Origin of the sequence: Vibrio sp. M60_M70 (assembly GCF_037162085.1) — a bacterium.
Classification (GTDB): Bacteria; Pseudomonadota; Gammaproteobacteria; order Enterobacterales; family Vibrionaceae; genus Vibrio; species Vibrio diabolicus.
Map to the genome: position 1 here is coordinate 1343988 of NZ_JARLUL010000001.1, position 20047 is coordinate 1364034.

The 20047-nt window shown below is 45.9% G+C and carries 15 protein-coding genes; 9 read left to right on the forward strand and 6 right to left on the reverse strand.

What is annotated here, in order from left to right:
• Positions 1-61 precede the first annotated feature (61 nt).
• On the reverse strand, positions 62-487 hold the full coding sequence (locus P4S59_RS06295) for a PepSY domain-containing protein (RefSeq protein ID WP_012841930.1): 426 nt from the start codon (positions 485-487) through the stop codon (positions 62-64).
• Positions 488-582: 95 nt separating this feature from the next.
• Positions 583-2334 carry a DEAD/DEAH box helicase gene (locus P4S59_RS06300; protein WP_167426701.1) on the reverse strand — a complete coding sequence of 584 codons (1752 nt, stop codon included), beginning with the start codon at positions 2332-2334 and terminating at the stop codon, positions 583-585.
• Positions 2335-2455: 121 nt separating this feature from the next.
• Between P4S59_RS06300 and rsuA the strand changes: the two genes are divergently transcribed.
• The 3 genes from rsuA (at position 2456) to P4S59_RS06315 (ending at position 5455) form a co-directional block, all read left to right on the forward strand.
• Positions 2456-3157: a 16S rRNA pseudouridine(516) synthase RsuA gene (rsuA, locus tag P4S59_RS06305; protein ID WP_033905117.1), complete on the forward strand. Its 702-nt coding sequence runs from the start codon at positions 2456-2458 to the stop codon at positions 3155-3157.
• 436 nt (positions 3158-3593) lie between these two features.
• Positions 3594-4796: a Bcr/CflA family multidrug efflux MFS transporter gene (locus P4S59_RS06310; protein WP_005393240.1), complete on the forward strand. Its 1203-nt coding sequence runs from the start codon at positions 3594-3596 to the stop codon at positions 4794-4796.
• The gene (locus P4S59_RS06315) at positions 4796-5455 is read left to right on the forward strand and encodes a DUF2913 family protein (protein ID WP_046874809.1); all 660 of its coding nucleotides are present in this window, start codon (positions 4796-4798) and stop codon (positions 5453-5455) included. The genes P4S59_RS06310 and P4S59_RS06315 overlap by 1 nt, the downstream gene beginning before the upstream one ends.
• Positions 5456-5541: 86 nt before the next feature.
• Here the strand turns inward: P4S59_RS06315 and P4S59_RS06320 are convergent, their stop codons facing one another.
• Genes P4S59_RS06320 through P4S59_RS06330 form a run of 3 tightly spaced genes read right to left on the reverse strand, consistent with a single transcriptional unit; the run spans position 5542 to position 10832 of the window.
• The gene (locus P4S59_RS06320) at positions 5542-7524 is read right to left on the reverse strand and encodes an MtrB/PioB family decaheme-associated outer membrane protein (RefSeq protein WP_337168105.1); all 1983 of its coding nucleotides are present in this window, start codon (positions 7522-7524) and stop codon (positions 5542-5544) included.
• 9 nt (positions 7525-7533) lie between these two features.
• The gene (locus P4S59_RS06325; RefSeq protein ID WP_139059481.1) at positions 7534-8514 is read right to left on the reverse strand and encodes a DmsE family decaheme c-type cytochrome; all 981 of its coding nucleotides are present in this window, start codon (positions 8512-8514) and stop codon (positions 7534-7536) included.
• A gap of 53 nt (positions 8515-8567) precedes the next feature.
• Positions 8568-10832, reverse strand: coding sequence for an OmcA/MtrC family decaheme c-type cytochrome (locus tag P4S59_RS06330; protein ID WP_337168106.1), 2265 nt, complete (start codon positions 10830-10832; stop codon positions 8568-8570).
• A 452-nt stretch (positions 10833-11284) separates the two neighbouring features.
• Here P4S59_RS06330 and P4S59_RS06335 point away from each other — a divergent pair, with 452 nt between their 5' ends.
• Positions 11285-11908: a c-type cytochrome gene (locus P4S59_RS06335; protein ID WP_203342300.1), complete on the forward strand. Its 624-nt coding sequence runs from the start codon at positions 11285-11287 to the stop codon at positions 11906-11908.
• 22 nt (positions 11909-11930) lie between these two features.
• Positions 11931-12515, forward strand: coding sequence for a NapC/NirT family cytochrome c (locus P4S59_RS06340; protein WP_337168107.1), 585 nt, complete (start codon positions 11931-11933; stop codon positions 12513-12515).
• Here the strand turns inward: P4S59_RS06340 and P4S59_RS06345 are convergent.
• Positions 12472-13950, reverse strand: coding sequence for a DUF2867 domain-containing protein (locus tag P4S59_RS06345; protein ID WP_337168108.1), 1479 nt, complete (start codon positions 13948-13950; stop codon positions 12472-12474). The genes P4S59_RS06340 and P4S59_RS06345 overlap by 44 nt on opposite strands.
• A 95-nt stretch (positions 13951-14045) precedes the next feature.
• On the opposite strand from P4S59_RS06345, the gene P4S59_RS06350 reads away from it, so the two are divergent.
• The 4 genes from P4S59_RS06350 to P4S59_RS06365 all read left to right on the forward strand — a co-directional run bounded on the left by P4S59_RS06350 (position 14046) and on the right by P4S59_RS06365 (position 19839).
• Positions 14046-15422: an MATE family efflux transporter gene (locus tag P4S59_RS06350; RefSeq protein ID WP_005393232.1), complete on the forward strand. Its 1377-nt coding sequence runs from the start codon at positions 14046-14048 to the stop codon at positions 15420-15422.
• A 187-nt stretch (positions 15423-15609) separates the two neighbouring features.
• Positions 15610-16281 carry an ABC transporter ATP-binding protein gene (locus P4S59_RS06355; protein WP_005393230.1) on the forward strand — a complete coding sequence of 224 codons (672 nt, stop codon included), beginning with the start codon at positions 15610-15612 and terminating at the stop codon, positions 16279-16281.
• A complete protein-coding gene (locus P4S59_RS06360) occupies positions 16262-18715 on the forward strand; it encodes an ABC transporter permease (protein WP_005393229.1) in 2454 nt (817 codons plus the stop codon). The genes P4S59_RS06355 and P4S59_RS06360 overlap by 20 nt, the downstream gene beginning before the upstream one ends.
• The gene (locus P4S59_RS06365) at positions 18715-19839 is read left to right on the forward strand and encodes a lipocalin-like domain-containing protein (protein ID WP_256964806.1); all 1125 of its coding nucleotides are present in this window, start codon (positions 18715-18717) and stop codon (positions 19837-19839) included. The genes P4S59_RS06360 and P4S59_RS06365 overlap by 1 nt, the downstream gene beginning before the upstream one ends.
• Positions 19840-20047: the final 208 nt, after the last annotated feature.

The window sequence follows — 20047 nt, forward strand, 5'->3', positions numbered from 1 at the left end:
TATGTTTGGAGTGTTATCGACGTAAGCTACGCATTGAGTCGGGATTACGCATTAGACCAGTTTAGTTGTTTTGTGGCTTTAACGCTTTGTTAAAGCTGCGACCTTTGATCTCAAGCATTTCCAGCGTGGCGGCGTCATACTCAACTTTCAGGACGCTATTGTTGTACAGGATTTTCAATTCATACACCCAAGCATCATCATCTTCTTCAAGCTCGACCTTGATGATGCGGCCGTATAGGTCGTTTTCTACTGCGGCGTAAAGGTCCGAAAATGGTCGTATATATCCTTGTTGAACCGCGCGATAGACCTCATCTTGATCTTCATCGAATTCAATACGTGTTCCAGGCTTTTCGACATCTTGCACGATGGCGTGACCATTTTGTGATGCATAGTAGTCGTCATGCTTGGCGAAACTTGGTGCACACATCAATGTCGTGATAAGGCCGAAAAGTAACGCAGAATGTTGAGAAGTCGTTGCTTTATACATAGTCAAACCTTTTCTAGAACGTTAGCCGCAGTATATCGGATATAGATGAACAGAGAGTGAATCATCGAGTTCAGTTTTACTAAATGTTGCAGAGGTTATTTCAACTCGTCTTCAAAAATTTTGTCTCGCAATTTCCAAAAGCGACCGGATTTCCTTGCAATAACAAACTGAGGCAAACGGAAACGATGTTGATTGGCAACAACACGTGTCGGTGAAGCCTCTTCAAAAGGGCGATGCTTGTCTGCCAAGTGAGGGCGCACAAATTGGTCTTTAAACGTTTGTTTTTGTTTTTTGGTACTCAATGACCAAAACTCATGAACTAACGCATTGCCTTCGCCTTGGTATGGTTCGCCAGAATATGTCACCTTGAGTTGAGATTTACCATCACTGGACTTGAATACTGACAGGTCCATTTCTGTGCATTCAAATATCAATGCATCTTTCAGATTAAGGGCTTCTTTTAATTTTTTATCTGGATCAACAAGCGTTGCGTCACACTCATGACAAATGCGCGCAGCAATATCGTTGTCGGCACCACATTCACCACAGTATTTGGCACGAAAACGGTAGCCACAGTGTTCACGCTCGCCTGTGTCTTCATCTTCAAAGTAACCCTGGCAACGTCTGCCAAAGTGTTCAACCAAGAAACCGTTACTATCCAATTTCCCCCAGAAGTTGTTATTGAATCCGCAAGCCGGGCAGGGAATCGTGATAATTTCACTGTCAGAGTCTGGTTTGGGATCACCGACTTCAGGTTGGTATAAATCGTAGCTGTTGCCTGCGTAATCAAGCACTAAACATTCTGATTTTCCGTCTGATAAGCGTAATCCTCGCCCTACAATCTGCTGGTATAGACTGACTGACTCTGTTGGTCGCAAAATCGCGATTAAATCGACATGCGGCGCATCAAACCCGGTAGTCAGTACCGAAACATTGACCAAATATTTTATTTGACGATTCTTGAACGCTTGGATGATCGCGTCGCGTTCCGGCGTAGGTGTATCACCAATGACGATTTCAGTTTCGCCTTCTGGCAGTAAACTGCGGATCTCTTGTGCGTGTCGGACAGTCGCGGCGAAGATCATGACACCTTGACGTTCTCTCGCATATTGCATGATTTGCTCAACAATTTGCGGAGTGGCGCGCTTGGCTTTATCGATCACCATGTCCATTTCTGCTTCTTTGTAGCGTCCGGTGTTTGCGGGTTTCAGTTGCGAGAAGTCGTAAGACAAAACGGGCGCGTCCATCATGCGGGCTGGAGTGAGGAAGTTTTCGTCGAGCAAGTAACGGATCGGCAGTTCGAAAATACAATCGCGGAAGAATCGAGGCTCTTCGGTGCGTACTTGACCTCGGGTGTGATACTGATAAATCCAGCCCATTCCTAAACGATAGGGCGTTGCAGTTAGTCCCAGAACCTTAATGCCTGGGTTCAGTTCTCGTAAGTGAGTAATAACTTTTTGGTAGCTGCTGTTTTTGTCATCCGGCACACGATGGCACTCATCAATAACGAGCAGAGAAAACTGGTTTTTGAACGAATCTAAGTTACGTACGACCGATTGAACCGAAGCAAACACGACTTGCTGGTCAGTTTCTTTTCGCCCCAATCCTGCTGAGAAGATGGAACCTTTTAAACCATAACCTTCATACTTCGCGTGGTTTTGCTCGACCAGCTCTTTTACGTGGGCAAGGACTAACACTCGTCCTTTCGCAAGGCGAGCAAGCTCTGCGATCACCAAGCTTTTTCCGGCACCAGTAGGCAGCACGATCACTGCTGGTGTCGAGTGTTTACGAAAGTAGTGAATGACTGCTTTAACCGAGTCGGCTTGATAAGGGCGAAGTGTGTACATGAAAATATGTGAAATTGCTCAACTATTCGAACGAGGAACGCTATAATACCTGACTTTTATACCCAAGTGACCTTTAAACCGAGATTTGGAGGTTACTTGGGTATAATTCAATGAGGTATTCATGCGTTTAGATAAATATTTGTGTGACGCTCTGGGTGCAACACGCAAACAGGCAACAAAGATCATCAAAAGTGGTGACATCACCGTTGACGGTGAGGTTCAAAAAAGTGGTGCATTTAAAGTACCTGAAGGTGCGGAAGTAATGTGGGAAGACCGTGTTATTGGTGCTCCTGGCCCTCGTTACATTATGTTGTACAAGCCTGCTGACTTTGTTTGTTCACATGAAGATGGCTACAACCAAACTGCATTCGCATTGCTCGATGAGCCTAAAATTGAAAACCTTCACTTTGCGGGCCGATTAGACGTCGACACAACCGGTTTGGTGTTGATTACGGATGATGGTAAGTGGTCTCACCGCATTACCTCACCGAAGCATAAGTGTGAGAAAACGTACCGTGTTTGGCTTGTCGATGCGATTCAGCCTGATTACGCGGAAAAGCTCGAACAAGGCATCATTTTGCGCAATGAATCAGAAGCAACATTACCTGCTCGTTTGGAGATCGTGAACGAGGCAGAGAATGAAGTATTGTTAACTATTGTGGAAGGTAAGTATCACCAAGTGAAACGCATGTTTGCGGCGTTAGGAAATAAAGTTGAGTACTTACATCGTGAGCGTATTGGTTCGATTGAACTCGATGAGGCACTAGAACCTGGTGATTATCGCTACCTCACGCAGGAAGAAATTGATTCTATTTGGAATTAATTATCGGTATGGGAAATTCTTTAGTTCCCAATTGGAACTAGTTTTTTGGTAGGAATTGGCTCAAAATTAATTTTCCTACCAAAATTAGTGCCTAGACAATTCCGGTGTGCTTACTCATCTGAGTGATATGCCTTTGCATTTAGCTGAGCCATGCATACTCTTATTGCAAAGCATTCGGCTGTGGTGAATAAATGGTGGAATCAATTCCATCATTTTTACTGCATTGTGTTTATTTCCCATAAACACACTTCGCTTTCACACGCTTTTCTATGTCGAGTTCGTCAAGGTCACACCTTGGTACATATTTGCCCTTATGATTCTCGAACGTTGATAGAACAGGCCTTTGGCTTCTAGATATCAGCGATATGAGAACCGTCCGTTACGTTCACTTTGCTCTGAAAGTATTGACGAAAGGGCTCCAACAAGAGGTAAAAGAATGACAGAAAAAGCTCAAAGTGCTCCGCAATCCCAAATCAGTTTTCTATTGTTTCTTGTATTGGGAGCGATTGGTGCTTTGACGCCTTTGGCGATCGACATGTATTTGCCTGCAATGCCAACCATCGCGAAAGATTTGGGTGTTGCGCCTGGCGCGGTTCAGATTACGTTGACGGCTTATACGGCAGGTTTTGCGATTGGCCAGTTAATTCATGGGCCGCTTGCCGATAGTTTTGGCCGTAGACCTGTACTGATTTTGGGTGTGCTTTTCTTTGGATTAGCGGCGGTAGTGAGTGCGACCACAAACGGCATCGATGCATTGACTTATGTGCGAACAGCGCAAGGTTTTGCTGGCGCGGCAGCGGCTGTCATTATCCAAGCCGTCGTGCGTGACATGTTTGACCGTGAAGACTTTGCTCGTGCAATGTCTTTCGTCACCTTAGTGATCACCATGGCACCCTTGGTCGCGCCTATGATCGGTGGTCACTTAGCTATCTGGTTTGGTTGGCGTTCGATCTTTTGGGTGTTAGCCATTTTCGCTGTGGTGGTAATTCTACTGGTACTTTGGAAAATTCCAGAGACGCTGAAACCAGAAAATCGTCAGCCGCTTCGTTTTCGCACTACGATGAGAAACTACGCCAGATTATGCTCCAACCCTGAAGCGATAGGTTTGATGCTTTCTGGAGCGTTTTCATTTTCCGGAATGTTTGCATTTCTGACCGCGGGTTCGTTTGTTTATATTGATTTATATGGTGTTCGACCAGACCACTTTGGTTATTTATTTGGTTTGAACATTGTGGCGATGATCATCATGACCAGTATTAATGGTCGCTTGGTGAAGAAAGTTGGCTCTCATGCCATGCTTCGTTTTGGGTTGTTCGTGCAACTTTTGGCGGGGATTGGTTTATTCGTAAGTTGGTTAATGGACTTCGGATTATGGGGCATCGTACCTTTTGTTGTGCTGTTTATCGGTACATTGTCGACGATAGGTAGTAACGCGATGGCGCTGCTTTTAAGCGGCTACCCATCAATGGCGGGTACAGCATCGTCTCTGGCGGGGACGTTAAGATTCGGTATCGGCTCATTGGTTGGTGCGCTGGTGGCATCACTACCCGGTAATGTTGCTTGGCCGATGATCATTGTAATGTTTGCTTGTTCTGTGCTTTCAGCACTGTTTTATTGGACTTTAGGAAGAAAGGCGTAATGTCGAATTACACCAAAGAAATTCAAAACTTAGTTAACTCAGCACTTGAAGAGTTAGATCAAGAGCATCGCTCAGGTAAGTTAGCCAATGCCCCTGTTGCGAATAACCATTATTTAGTGCGCTGGGTTACCAAAGCACTTAAATCTCAGCGTTTCGGTCGAGCCGTAGGCGATGACTTAACACGTTGGCAAAAAGCGGGTCGTTCAAAGGGTAATGACGCTGGTTTGTTGTTTATCTTCAAGCGTATTTCCGCTTTTTACGCTCAGTTTTTTCCTGAAGGTGAAGAGTCCAAAGTAATAAAAGACTCCGATATTGAATCATTTCTTGATTTGATGGAGCAAGCTGGCTGGGAAGTATCAACGTCTGAGCAACTTGTTGGTTGTGGCAAAATCCAAATCTTCACGGAAGGTCAAAACTCTTTGGCGCTATGTGCAGATCAATGCGAAAGCTGCTTCGACGGCGAGCTGCTCGTCAAACCAATGAGCTGGTTTGTACGTGGCAACCATGCTGAGTTTGTTGAGAAAGCAGCGCAAGCGGGCTTTATGGTGCATAAAGTGACGGACTACAAATCGATGGTGAAATACCACGGCGAGTACCTTATCTTTCCTGCAAACGAAGGTAACCAATTGGCTGAGATTCCGTTGAGCTTCCAAGCTTAATCAACTTATCACAGCAGTAGAATTGAAATACGAAAGCATCAGGCGTTTGAAACGTCTGATGCTTTTTTTGTTACGTCACTCTGTGTTTAAAAGCGATATTTCCAATAGACGCCGCCATATAAACCTTCATAGCTTTGCAAAACGTCGCCTATCGTTTCGGTTTCGTTATTAAACAAGTAATCCTCTTCTGAGTAGTCTTCATAACGGAGGTTAAGCTGCACGTTTTGATTTTCAGATACTTCATAGTCAGCGATGACTTCAAATCGGTACGAGTTCGCCTCGTTATCAGGATATTGGTAGCCACCAGATGTGGTTGACGATTTTCCATCAGCTTGGCTGTAGCTGTAATCAAACGAGATAGAAAGTTTGTCGTCTAGTAGCTGCTCTTTACTCACACCAAAGCCAATGGTTGTGATGTCATCTTTGAGTTTGGTGGTGTAGCGGTTCCAACCGACAACGTCAGAGTTTGCTTGTTGTTGCTCGGAGCGGATGATCTGTTGATTGTAAAAAACATGCCCGTTTAGTCCGTCGAGTAAATTGAAGTTGACGCTGATATCGTAGCCGTAATCTTCTCCTTCGCTTAAACCTATATCGGGTTTAGCATAGTCGTCGTTTCCGTACCAAAGCTCAGCAAGTAACTGGACATCGCTTGTTACGTCATAGCTGCCGTCGCCACGGAGCTCAATCCTCTCTTTGTCGGCTAAATAGTATTGGCGCAAATTAGGCGAGTCGCTGCTGTCGTCCTGCCAATCAGAGCCATCGCGAAAAGAGTAGGAGACTTTACCACCTAATTGCCACGGTCTATTTGGTCGGTACTGGGCCCCAACAAAAACGCGTTGTTCATCGGTACGTTTCCTATCAGCATAACTTCGCTCATCTTGTCTAAAATGGTAACCCGTATTCACTTTTACATCAGAAGTAACACGATACTTGAGTGTTGCTTCCAGTTTGGTTTTGGTGTGGTCGTATTTTTCTCTCGTCGATCCGATGATGGTGTTTCTATCGGAGTTATCGTCTTTATCTGAATAGTCCGCAGAAATGGCGAAAGCAGTGTCTCGCGAAAGTTTGTTGTGGTAATCCGCGCTCATTTGCCAAGTGTTGGTTTCGCCATGGAATGTATTGGAGTTAACAGGGGACTGTGGAAACGGATTTAACCCGCCTTCAGAAGACGTCTGTGACCAAAGTAAGCGGCCACTGAACGTTTGTTGATTCAACCGATAACTCCCCGTGACAGCGAGCTGGTGAAAGTCGTTGTCAGGCTCATACGCGAGGTGGTTAGCGTAAGGATTCGTAGTGCTGCCGTAATAAAGTGCGGACTTGTCATTTCTAAAAAACGAGCCGCGATACGCAATATCCACCAGCCACAAATCTTCCATGTAGCTTACTCCTACTTGAGTATTTAAGGTTTCATGGTCGACGTTTTTGGGTATGGATCCCGGCGCGTTGGCGTAACCCGGAATGGTCGATGAATAAAGCGAAGTTGTGCCTTCTTTACGTTCGTGCTTCATGGATGCATATGGCTTCCATGGCGTATGTGGTGTGTACTTGAGTTCTAACTTAAACGTCTCTCGCGTCACTGAGTTTTCATATTTCGATAGGTCACCACTGACGAGTGCATCCTCTCTTGGATGATACGCACTGAGTGAGGACTGATTCCAGAAATACGGCGTTTCACTATAACTGCCGAGGACACTTAATCCGTCGTACTGGCCCATTTCCCACTGCAGTAAGAAGCGTTGCAAACCAAGATCTTCGACGACGATTCGATTGTAGAACCCATCGTCTTCATATTGTTCGATATCGGCGTTTAGGCTCGCGTTAAAGTGTTTGTTGTCAGAGTTTGTACCGTAAACGGGTGGATTCCAATTATAGAATCGCGAGGAACCATTGTTGTTAAGGTAACCGACGCCAGCGCTGACTTCTCCACTCCACGTGCCGTCGCTGCTGCATTCACTGCACTGCCAGCGGCTAGTGTCGGCTGGTTGAGAATGTTGTAACGAATAATCGTTGGCGTGCGCTTGCACAGCAAAAGCAAGGGAAATAGCGATGCACAGTTGAGATAGTTTCATGCCTCCCTCCTAATAACTTAATGTTTGACCACGTGGGTGGTTAGAGCCATGCACTTGATTGTGGCAGTTCAAACAACTTCCGCCGCGCACTCTCAAGTCGTTTTCAGGAATGGCTACGTTTGCATGTGGCACACGGTGACATTCCTGACATAGCATTGGCAGCCGTTTATTGAGCAGGGCTTTGTTCACTGAACCATGAGGTGTGTGGCAGGATGTACAATCTTCAGTTACAGGCTCATGCTCCCATAAGAATGGGCCGCGTTTTTCTGCATGACACTCGTAACAAGCGTTATTGACGGTTGACCAGTTCAGGCTTGCTTCATTTAATGCCTTATGTGGATTGTGGCAGCTAGAACAAGTCATGACGCCGTCAATGATAGGATGACGACTGCGTTTGTGGATATCCGATTTGGTGCGGGAGTGGCAATCGGTGCATTTGTCTGCTTGCATTTCGGCAACCATCATCGGATCGTTTTTTTGATGCAGTTGGTGACAGCTTGCACAAGACAGACCTTCAAAAGCGTGTTCACTGCTATGCCAAGTCGAGCGTTTCGCATCTTGGTGGCAAGATAAACACACGCTGTTTTGCTTTTCGGCCGGAACAGGGGAGTTTGGCCTAAAGGTGATCATCGGCTCACGAACTTGTCCTTTTCGCGGATTGCGCGCGTGATTGTTTGCTGGGCCATGGCATGCTTCACATTGTTTATCATTCATTGGCCCATGCAAGTTCGCTGACTTGCCGTGGATGTTGTCGAAAATACCGGTTGCAGGTTTGTCTGAGGTATCGTCATGGCAACGAAGGCAGCCATCTGCTCCACGGCGTGAGTATTTCCCCTCAGAAAATTTGGTGTCCAATATAGTTTCAATTTCTTCTTGAGTTAACGTCGCCGCTTTGGGTTCTGGCTCGGCGACATCTTCCGAACTGACGGTGAAGATGACGCCTAACCCAAGTATCCCAGTTACCAACCACCGCAGAAACATTGCTTTCATAGCTCTTCCTTTTCTTATCCTTAATTGTCAAAGCATTGTGTTCAATGACGAATTCAACGGTAGTCGTATACCTTGTGAACCTTATCTACCCCTTGTGACTGACCAATGGCATGGCAAGTTGCACATTGTTCGGAGCCCGTTGCTTGTGCTGCTGTGTCTGCTCCAAATACCGCGCCGTGATTTAGCATATGGTTCAGAGGCGCATCTCCTGCCACGGTATCCGGGTCAGCATTAGCTAAAGATGACTCTAGGTGACACGCGCCACAGGCGACTAATGCAGGACTAAAGTACCTACCACTCGCCAGAGAAGGGCGCGTATTTTGTTGGCTAGGTAAGTTGTATTGAGCATTGGTATGGCAGGCCTCACAGTTGTTGGCTGCGCCAGGGAAAGGCGCTTCACCGCTATGAGCGGAGCCAAAGTCGTGGAATGAGTGCACGTGGTACTTTAGATCAGCCGCCATTCCAGGATAAAACGCAGAACGTTCAGAGTTATGGCAATTTTTACATTGTTGGAAGTCGGTGGCGGCATGTGGATGCTCACCCAGCTTATGGATAGTCAGCTCTTTGTGACAATCGTTACACGATGAAATGTCCGCGCCCACTGGCAGTTTGTGTTGCTTGTTGATACCAGACACATCAAACGAGCCGGATGCGTTATTGGCGGCAATGACGAAAGGTGATTTGATAAGATCGATGCCTTCAAACGTGACGCATTCGGCGAGCTCGCCATCTCTACGGTTAGCGCAAAGTGGCATGTCGGCGATGTTAACCGTCAACGTAGAGTTGGAGATTGGTTTAATCGCAGCGTCAGTGAAGTCTTTATGACACAAGAATAAGCCTTCACCTTGAGCCTCACAGCCGTCACCAAGTGCGCCATCATCGGCGACGTTGAGACTGTTGTTTGCAACCATCGGACCTTGGCCGTTATCCCAGTTCAGCAACAAATTGAGGTGCCCATGTTCATTAATGAAAGGGGTCAGTTCGTTGATGGAGCCAATACCTGAGCCCGCTTTCGACACTCTTAGTTCAACCTCAAACTGGTCATCAATAAATCGCGCGCTTTCAACGTTGATTTCAAGCGAATCACGTGCCTTTGCAAGATTCTCTAAACGCATTACGTGAACAGTTTTAGCACTTCGGCTCGCGTCTTGGCCGATGATTGGATCGCCATTGTCATCTCGGTCATAAGGTCGGTGACAGCCCGAGCAGGAGTTTTGTGGCTCGCCGTTTCTTACCCAAGCCGTACCGACTTGGTTATCATGCGCGCCTCTGTCTCGGTACAAGTGACAGGTCTCACAGGCAACTTGGCTCGGGTGTTCAAACCAATTGTTGGCGTCTGATGCTTTCGCGACATCGGTTGAATGGCAGGTTGTACAGTTGCGGGAATCTTGCGGGAAAGGGGTGCCTTCAATGACTAAACCATTGATGTCGGTAACGAGCACGTCATTCTCGTCGACAGGCTGTTTGTAAGTGTCGGTGTTATTTCTGTCGCTACCTAATTTGAAAACATTACCGTGGTATTGATGAACAACGGCAGCGAGAGGGCGTCTGGATGGCGCAGCGCTAGGGTTACTGTCATTGTGGCAAGCGGTACAAACGGCAATGTTGTTATCAATTGAGCGATAACCCGGTCCATGATGAAGCGGTTCGCCCATATGGCAGTTTTCGCAGGTGCCTTTTTCTATTACATTGCGAGAGACAACCGCATCTGAACTTTCTTGCGGCACCCATTCAAACACGTAGGTAAAACCGTTGCCTTGCTCGCCATACGCCATGACGATTCGGTGGAGTTTATCCGCATCCCAAGCGATAAAACCATTGTTGCTAGAAGAGTCGGCAGTATAAGGATCGTACACTTTCAAAACGTCAGGAATGGCAAACGTGTAGCGATACCCCTCGTCTGTTTTTACTAGTGTTCCATCCCAAACACTCTCCATGCTGGCACGGTTATTTGCGGTATTACTTGAGTGATGGAAACTCTTCCAATAAGTGTTGCCATGGCGCCCATTGAAGGCAAAGGCTGGATCGCTCGAGTTTTGTGTATCGACACGAGAAGGCATTGCTTTAAGAAGTGCGATGCGAAAATCTTTCGTTTCGTCTAGCTCATGAGGTCTGCCACTGCCGTCTTTAACGGTAAAATCGACCACCAGTTTGGTTTCTCCGGTTTCTTGAGTGACCAATGATGGCTTGGAAACACTGATCTCGAAATCACCAACTGCAGGTGGCGGTGTATTCTGATCGTTTTTGCTGTCTGGACCACATCCGGTGAGCAGTAAAATAAAAAATATTAATGTCGCGTTCGACTTTAAACCGTTCATAGTCCCTCTCGATTCGTCCTAAAGTAAGTGGGAATGCGTTGGAATGGTTAAATATCTCAATAAACAATTGATTGAAATATTAATTTTATATTCAAGCCAAAAGCAAAATATCCATATTTACATCGCTTGAATAAATCGAAATACATGGCTTGTAAGAGTATAGACGCAATATGAAATATTATAAAAATAAACCGCTTTTTCTATGTGTGAATTTTTGATTTTAAATTATTATGCTTTTAAATCAATTGTTTGTATTGAAGTTTGTTGTTCTTGAAGAGGTCGGTGCAGAAAAAGTAAGGGTATTGAACTACGCTACTTTAAATGGTTGACGGCTTAATATTTTTATCTTGGATATCGTTGGTTTTAAGTCGCGTTTATAAAATGATTTTCTTATCGTTTATTCGCTGTCTGGTTTTGATTAACAAAGATAATTACTACGGAGTCAGTCTAATATGCACCAACTAATTAAATTATCTCTAAAATTTTCCTCGGTGTTAGCCATTAGCTCAGTTTTGGCCTCCCACAGTTTAGCGTCACCAAGTGAGCTAATTTCACAACATGAATGTGAAGCTTGTCATGGGCCAAACGGTGTTAGCTCAGACACGAATATTCCTACCATCGCAGGGATTCCCGAATTCAATTTTTTTGACCAGATGCTACGTTACCTAGAAGGTAGGCCTGCAAATTCTGTTAGTCACGCTTACGGAGACACGAGCAAAAAAGGCGACATGGTGTCGATAGTTAAATCTTTATCTGAGGCGCAGATTGAAGAGTTAGCAAAACATTATGCTGGGCTCGAGTTTGTGCCAGCTAAGCAGTCTTTTGATCAAGCGTTAGCGATGAAAGGTAAGGCTATCCACGCGAAAAGTTGCGAGAACTGTCATTCGGATGGTGGCAGTAACGCTCTGGATGAAGCTTCGATTTTAGCTGGTCAGCAGAAGGGCTATCTCGCCACTACGTTGCAACAGTTTAAGCAAGGCAAACGCTCCGTTGATAAAAAAATGGACGAAGCATTCAAAGGGCTTAGTGCCGATGATTTAAATGCGCTCGTTGAATACTATGCGAGTTATCGCTAGCGCTGTTTTGGGATGAACCCCGATGAGTTTATGGCGTAAACCAAACAGGAAGTGGATGCTCGGCATACCAATTGGTGGCTTGTTGGCGTTTATCCTTGGTGGGTTGGCAGTTAGTGTTTTTCACTTTGGTATGGATTACACCAATCGCAACGAGTTTTGTTATAGCTGCCACATTGGGATGGATGCGATAGTTGAGGAGTATCAAGCATCCCCACACTTCAAAAATGCTCAGGGTGTGGTTGCCGCTACGTGCAGTGATTGCCATGTCCCTAGGGAGTTTTTTGCCAAAATAGCATTGAAAATCGGCGCTACAGCAGATATCTATCACAAACTGACTGGTGATATTACACTTGAGAATTTCGAGGCAGAACATCGTCCGAGATTAGCAGCTGAAGTTACAAAGCAGTTTATCGAGAATAAATCAAAACAGTGTCGATATTGCCATTCCGTTGACAAGATGGATTTCGAAGCGCAAGGACGAACCGTTGCGCGTCGACATCAAATGATGGAAAGTCGAGAGCAATCGTGCATTGATTGCCATGCGGGGATTGCTCATCACCTACCTATTTCTCTAGATTCTCCAGAGACTGTCCCACCTGAGGAGTAATACTGATACTTTCGGCTTCTTTCGCGATGGCTTTGACCATGCCTTTGAATATGAATAGATGGGCTGGCATCATGGCAAACCAGTAAAGCAGCCCGAGAAACCCCTGTGGGTGCCACCAAGCGGTGATATCCAGTTCTCGTTCATCACCATGGTCTTTGATGGTAATTTCTAAACGTCCAAGCCCTGGGCCTTTCATCCCAAAAAACAGTGAGAGGAACTGATTTTCTTCGCAGCGAATCACTTTCCAAGAGTCAATAAAATCGCCGACTTTGAGCTCCGGCCCCGGAGGAGAAACGCGAATCGGTTTCCCGCCACCAAAAAAGATGTCGAGCCATTCACGTGTGCGCCACAAAATGTTGGCAAAGTAATAGCCTTTTTCGCGACTCCCGATTTTTTGAGCCACTTTCCATAATGCCGCAGCGGAGGCTTGAGTTTTTATGCTCGCACCGGCTTGTTTTGGGTAGTAGCCATACCCCGGTTGCCATCGACGAAGTGCCGCTGGCTCAAAGCCCCAAACATTACTGCGCACAAACGTGCCTTCATCTTGAATGGTATCGGATACCGCTTGCTCGTAGTTGATCAGCGTTTGCGGAAATCGTGCTTCAATCGCTTTGGAATCGGCAATGTAGTCATGCTCTAACCCCGCGAGTAATGCTTTGCCGATGTTTGCAGGTACAGAGGTGACCAAGCCGAGCCAGTACGATGCCATTTTTGGGGTAAGCAACGGTGTCGACCACAGCCGATAAGGCTTGTTGGTGATTCGGCAAATGACTTTAAACTGCTCACGGTAGCTGAGTGTATTTGGCCCACCAACTTCATAAATTTGGTTTTCTTCTGGGGGTGATGCTTCGGCCAGCTGCAATAAATAGTGATTGAGGTTGGGTAGGGCAATAGGGTTGGCTTTTGAGTCGACCCATTTAGGCGCGATCAAAATAGGTAAGTTGTAGACAAAATCTCGCATGATCTCGAAAGCCGCGGAGCCGGGGCCAATGATGACGCCAGCACGCAATTCAGTTACTGGAACACCGGATTGTCGAATGATCTTTCCAGTGGCTTTACGAGCGGCTAAATGACGCGAGTTTCCGGTTTGCGGTTGGATGGCACTTAAATAAATGACATGTTTGACACGGCTTTGCTCCAATGCGTATTTAAAGTTCAAAGCAAGGTTTAGCTCGTACTCAACAAAGTCATCGCCTTGTGCCATTCCGTGCACTAGGAAAAATACCAAGTCAAAATCGTTCACCACAGCGAGCGTGGCTTCTGCGTCAGCTAGGTCCAGATACCGCAACGTTAAATTAGGATGGGGCCGAGTCCTTGACTCCAAATAATCGATATGTCGCGCCGCAGCCGTGACGGCGTAACCTTTGTCTAAAAGTAACGGAAGAAGTTGAGAACCAATGTAACCCGAGGCGCCTAGCACCAACACTTTTTTCATTATCTGTCCTTTTAATCGTTGGTGGAATAAACACCACAGAGTATAATCATGAGACACTTTCCCCATTCTATCAATAAGTTGTCGTTGGAGCGCTTGTGACTTTTCTCTCTCAACTCTCAATACATGCAGATAAAGCATTCTTACGTCGCTTATTCGCGATCGCGCTACCAATTACACTGCAAAGCATGATGTTTTCTAGCCGAAGCCTCGTTGATGTGCTTATGCTCGGCCAACTTGGTGAAGCTGAAATAGCCGCTGTTGGGGTAGCGGCGCGCGCGACGTTTGTTACTACCATCATGTTAGTTGGGGTGACGACGGGTGGTGCATTACTGACCGCACAATATTGGGGGGCAGGCGATAAAGTCGGGGTACGTCGCAGTACCGCTTTAACATGGATGATAGCCATGGTGTTTGCCGCCATTGCCGTTGCTTTGTTTGTTATTTTCCCACAGCCAGTTATGAAACTGACTACAGACTCACAAGAAGTGATTGAGTTAGGAGCCAGCTATCTAATTATTTCATCCGTTAGCATGTTTGCTGTTGCGTGTGTCGCTAGTATGTCGGTGGGCTTGAGAGCGATGCACCAACCGGGGCTGAGCACATTTTTTAGTGGCATAGGCATTCTGTCTAATGTTTTCCTCAACTGGGTGTTAATTTTTGGTCACTTAGGTTTTCCTGCTTTAGGGATTACAGGGGCAGCCATTGCAACGGTTATCAGTGGCGCTATCGAAGTCGGTTGTCTATTTGGCTATTTATGGCTGAAGAAACACATAATTGCATTTGGTTGGGATGATATACGCGCAGGTTTGGTTTTAGACAAAATAACGCGTTTCTTGAGCCTTTCCTTACCGACCACATTTAACTTTTTGGCATGGGCTGGTGGATTGTTCGCTTACCATGCCATCATGGGGCAAGCGGGTGTGCAAGGTTTGGCAGCGTTGTCGGTGATGACGCCCGTTGAGTCAATCGCTCTCGCTATGATGATTGGCCTATCGAATGCAGCTGCGGTTTTAGTGGGTAACCAACTCGGCGCGAAAAACTTTGAACCTGTGTATTACCAAGCTTGGGCTACGGTCATTTTGAATGTGTTTATCGCATTTGTGGTCGCTGTTGTATTGATAGTGTCCAATCAATGGATCCTTAATGCGTTTAGTGCACTGACAGCGGATACTCGCCAGTTAGCTGAACAGTTTATGGTGATTCTTGCTTTAGGTGTCGTACTACGCTCGGTGCCGATGATGGTCATTGTTGGGGTATTACGTGCAGGTGGTGACGTTAAGTTTTGTTTGTATCAAGACATTCTTGCGCAGTGGGTGATCGGGATTCCACTCGCGGCATTTGCAGCGATTCAGCTCGGTTGGGACCCACAGTGGGTTTACTTACTCTTTTTGACCGAGGAAGTTGTGAAGTGGACGATTTGTCTGCCAAGAATGGTGAGCCGAAAATGGATGAAAAACCTTATCGGTCAATAGAGGTAAACAGAGCTTTCTGCAGCTGCAAAAATCTGCTCAATACGTCAACAAAATTAGGAACAGAAAGTGAATCGAGTTGCATTTGTACTCTCATAGTGTGATCAAGCATTCAAAATACTTTCTACTAACAGGATTTTAGTGTAGATTCTGATCCCAATTTTTAAATACCATCCGAGCGGCATAATCAATGTTAAAACTGTCAGACCTATGTAAAGGCTATGTAGACGGGGGAGAATTTCACCCTGTATTACAAGGGGCAGAATTAACATTACAGCAAGGTGACCAAGTCGCTCTGATGGGAGAAAGTGGTTCGGGTAAAAGTACTTTGCTGAACTTAATTGCCGGACTGGATACTGCAGACTCTGGTGAAGTTCAGTTTCCAAATTTTGCCATGCATGATGCGCCAGAGCATTTGAGAACCCTTTATCGCCGCAACAATATTGGTAATATCTTCCAACAGTTCAACCTGCTTCCTACGCTCAATATTGCCGACAATATTCGTTTTTGTCGTCAGTTAAAAGGTTTGCCAGAAGATAAAGAGTTGTGGCGTCAAATTCTTTCTGCTCTGGATTTAATGCCTCTGCTAGGCCGTTACCCGGAAGAAGCATCTGGTGGTCAGCAACAACGTGCTGCTATTGCTCGCGCACTCTATATGGAACCTAAAATCCTACTCGCTGATGAGCCTACTGGTAGCCTAGACGAGCGAAACGCAGAAGCGGTAATGCGCTTATTGACGAGTCTCGCTCGCCAACTGGAGTGTACTTTGCTGTTAGTGACGCACAGTGAAAAAGTGGCGGCCCATATGGAAGGTAAGATTCGACTTCAAGGAGGGCAACTACATGTTATGGCCCGTAGTTAAGGCACTACTCGGCCATTACCGTCGTTACCCACTACAAATTATTCTTGTCTGGCTAGGGTTAACCTTAGGCGTGTCCCTTCTTGTTGGTGTTACTTCTATCAATCAGCATGCAAAACAAAGTTATGCGACAGGAGAAAAGCTTTTCTCCAATCCTTTGCCATACCGAATCCGAACTAAACACTCTGCCAATAAAATCCCTCAAGGTTTCTATATCCAGTTGCGTCGAGCTGGGTTTAACCAATGTGCGCCGTTTGACGTGCTGCATCTAGATGCTAAAACCGATATGAGCTTGATGTTGGTGGGGATTGATCCTGTCGCGATGATTCCATTGCAGCAAGGCAAATCTTTGGGTGAGATGCCCGTTCTATCATTAATGAAACCTCCTTATCCCATTCTAGTCAGTCAAGATTTGGCCGCTTACATGAGTTGGCAGGATGGGGACTTTATTGAGATGAATGACGGAAGTCGTCTCGGACCGATTCAAGTCGATAAAAACAAAATGCTCTCTGGGACTCGGCTGGTTACCGACATCTCATTACTGCGTATGCTCAAGCGGAGCTCAGGTTTGTCTGCGATTTCTTGTGGTGAAATGCCAGAGGAAAAGCTAATAGCACTGAAAAATATGCTACCTAATGGCATGACGCTCGTTAGGAATACGCGCACGGAGCTTGAGTCGTTAACTAATGCATTCCACATGAACCTCACCGCGATGGGGATGCTGTCATTTTTGGTCGGGTTGTTTATTTTTTATCAAGCGATGTCTTTGTCATTTATTCAGCGACAACGTTTGGTGGGTATTTTGAGACAGACGGGGGTCAACGGAACGCAGTTGGCTCAAGCATTGTTGTTAGAGTTGTCGTTGCTCGTCTTTATTGCGTGGGCGTGTGGTAACTTTTTTGGTTTGATCTTGGCAAATGAACTGATCCCTGCAGTCTCATCGAGCCTGAGCGATTTGTACGATGCCAACGTAGGCTTAACAATAGGATGGTCTTGGCAGTCCAGCTTATATAGTCTGATCATGGCAGCGATGGGCGCATTAATATCGTGTTTGTGGCCATTGATTCGTTTGTTGAAGTCACAGCCAATTCGTCTATCTTCTCGACTGTCATTAATGCGATTTGCAGGGCGTGAGTTCTCTTGGCAGGCTCTTGCTGCGTGTGCGTTTTGTGTCGCGGCAATCGCAGTGTATCAAGCACCGAAAACACAAGAAACTGGCTTTGCCATTATTGCGCTGATGTTGGTTAGTGTGGCCTTGTTCATGCCATTTATTATGTGGCATATGTTCCAGAGCTTTTCTTACACCATGCGTTGGGTACGTGTTCGTTGGTTTTTTGCCGATGCGGCTGCGAGCATGAGTTATCGCGGTGTGGCAACAATGGCGTTTATGTTGGCACTGGCGGCAAATATCGGCGTAGAAACGATGGTAGGCAGTTTTAGGGATACAACCGATAAATGGCTGAGCCAGCGATTAGCAGCGGATATTTATATCTACCCGACAAATAACTCAGCAGCTCGGATGAGTGCGTGGCTGCAAAACCAACCAGAAGTCAACTCGGTTTGGTGGCGTTGGGAAAAAGATATGCCAACCGAACATGGTGCCTTGCAAGTGGTGAGTACAGGCTCTTCTGAAGGTGAGCTAGATGCACTGACGGTAAAGCTAGGTGTCCCGAATTACTGGTATCAACTGCACGCGACCAAGAGCTTGATGGTGAGTGAATCGATGGCCTTGAAGTTGGATATTCGCCCAGGAGACTTCATTAACTTGCAGGAACCACTGGGTGGAGACTGGCAAGTCGTTGGTGTTTATTACGATTATGGAAACCCGTATAACCAGGTGATGATGTCGCACCGGAATTGGCTGTATGCATTTGCAGGGACGGGCAATGTTGGCCTTGGTGTAGTGTTAAAAGATAGCGTTAATGGGGAGGGGCTGAAAAATCGCTTAGAAAATGTATTCCGCCTCCCGCAAGACCGTGTGTTTGATAATGGTAATATTTATAGTCAGGCAATGAGGGTATTTGATCATACCTTCGCTATTGCAGGAACCTTGGGCAACATCACACTGATTATTGCTGTGTTTGGTTTATTCTTCGCGACATTGGCGGGCGAGTTGTCGCGGCAGCGGCACTTCTCTTTGCTGAGATGTATGGGTGTATCCGGAAAGGAACTTGTCGCATTGGGTGGTTTACAGTTGTTTGTCTTCGGGGCCATTTCCGCGATTATTGCGGTGCCACTGGGCCTGGCACTTGCACACTTGATCGTTGATATTATCATTAAGCAATCATTCGGCTGGTCTCTGGAGCTTCAAACGATCCCTTGGGAATACGCTCAAACTATTGCTTGGGCGATGCTTGCCATCATGATTGCTGGCGCATTGCCAGTTATTAGAATGATTAAGAGTACGCCAATGAAGTCATTAAGGGACGCGTTGTAATGAAAAAAGTGGGCTCTAAAAAACGCTTGTTAGTTTCAACGATCATTGTTATTACGTTTGCCTTTTTGACTGGGGCTGCTTTTTACTCAACTTTTTGGTTGGAAGCGACAGCGACACAAGAAAGCGAGCTTAATTCTATTCTAACGCGTGAAAATCAAACGATTTTCGAACCTGTATTACCTGACGAGCATGTCTCTTTACCGTCAGACTTTCGTTTTCATCCTGAGTACCAACATGAATGGTGGCACTACTTTGCGAAACTGAAAGATGAACAAGGGAAAATATACAATGTTCAATGGAGTTACTTCAGGGTCGCGACAGACGAGCGAGAAACCAGCGGATGGCAAAACCCTCAACTGTACATTTCACATGTTGTCGTTAGCCATGGTTCGCACGTCTGGAAAGAGCAACGTGTAGCGAGAGGCGGGATAGGCCAAGCTGGCATGACTAATCGTCCTTTCAGGTTATGGATTGATAATTGGACGTGGCGTTCACTTGGTGCAACGCCTTTCCCTGGTAACTTGAATGTGACTACCGATACGTTTGGTTTAGATCTCAATACTATGACAAATGGCCCCTTTGTAGTGAATGGAGACAAAGGTTTTCAGGTTAAACACGCGTTGCAATCTGTTGCCTCTTTCAGTTTTAGTGCGCCATTTTTAAAGGTGAAAGGGAGTTTGAACATTAATGGCAAACGCTTCTCTGTTGCTGGCTCTGCTTGGGCTCAGAAAGAGTGGGGCAGTGGCTTAATTGGTGAAGGGCAACAGGGTTGGGATTGGTTTGTATTCAATTTAGATGATGGTCGAGCACTGACTGTCAGCCGCTATCGCCACCATGGACAAACACCGCACGTGTTTGGCACCTTGTCCACACGCTCAGGTAAAGTCATCAATCTCTCAGATGATGATATCAGTATTAAACCAATGCAAGTGACCAGTTTATCAAATGGAAGAAGGCTGCCTTTGCAGTGGATTATTGATATTCCAAAGCATCAAATTAACTTGACCACTCGTATTATCAAATCAGATATGTGGCTTCCTTTTGTTATACCGTATTGGGAAGGTCCTACCTTAGCTTCTGGCTCCAACGAGGCTTGGGGCTTTATGCAGCTCACCGGTTATTAAATTCTGATAAAAACCACCCCAATGGGTGGTTTTTTAGTGGATGAAACTTCCTGAATTTTTCTCAAAAGTATGGGGTTATCATGACAGTACATGCCATGTTATGCTGATTTTCTCATAATCTTGATAAACATTTGGCGCGATAACAACAAGTACGCGCTGTGATCAAAATTGAGTGTTATGTTGGAAAATACGATGTATAGTAAACTTC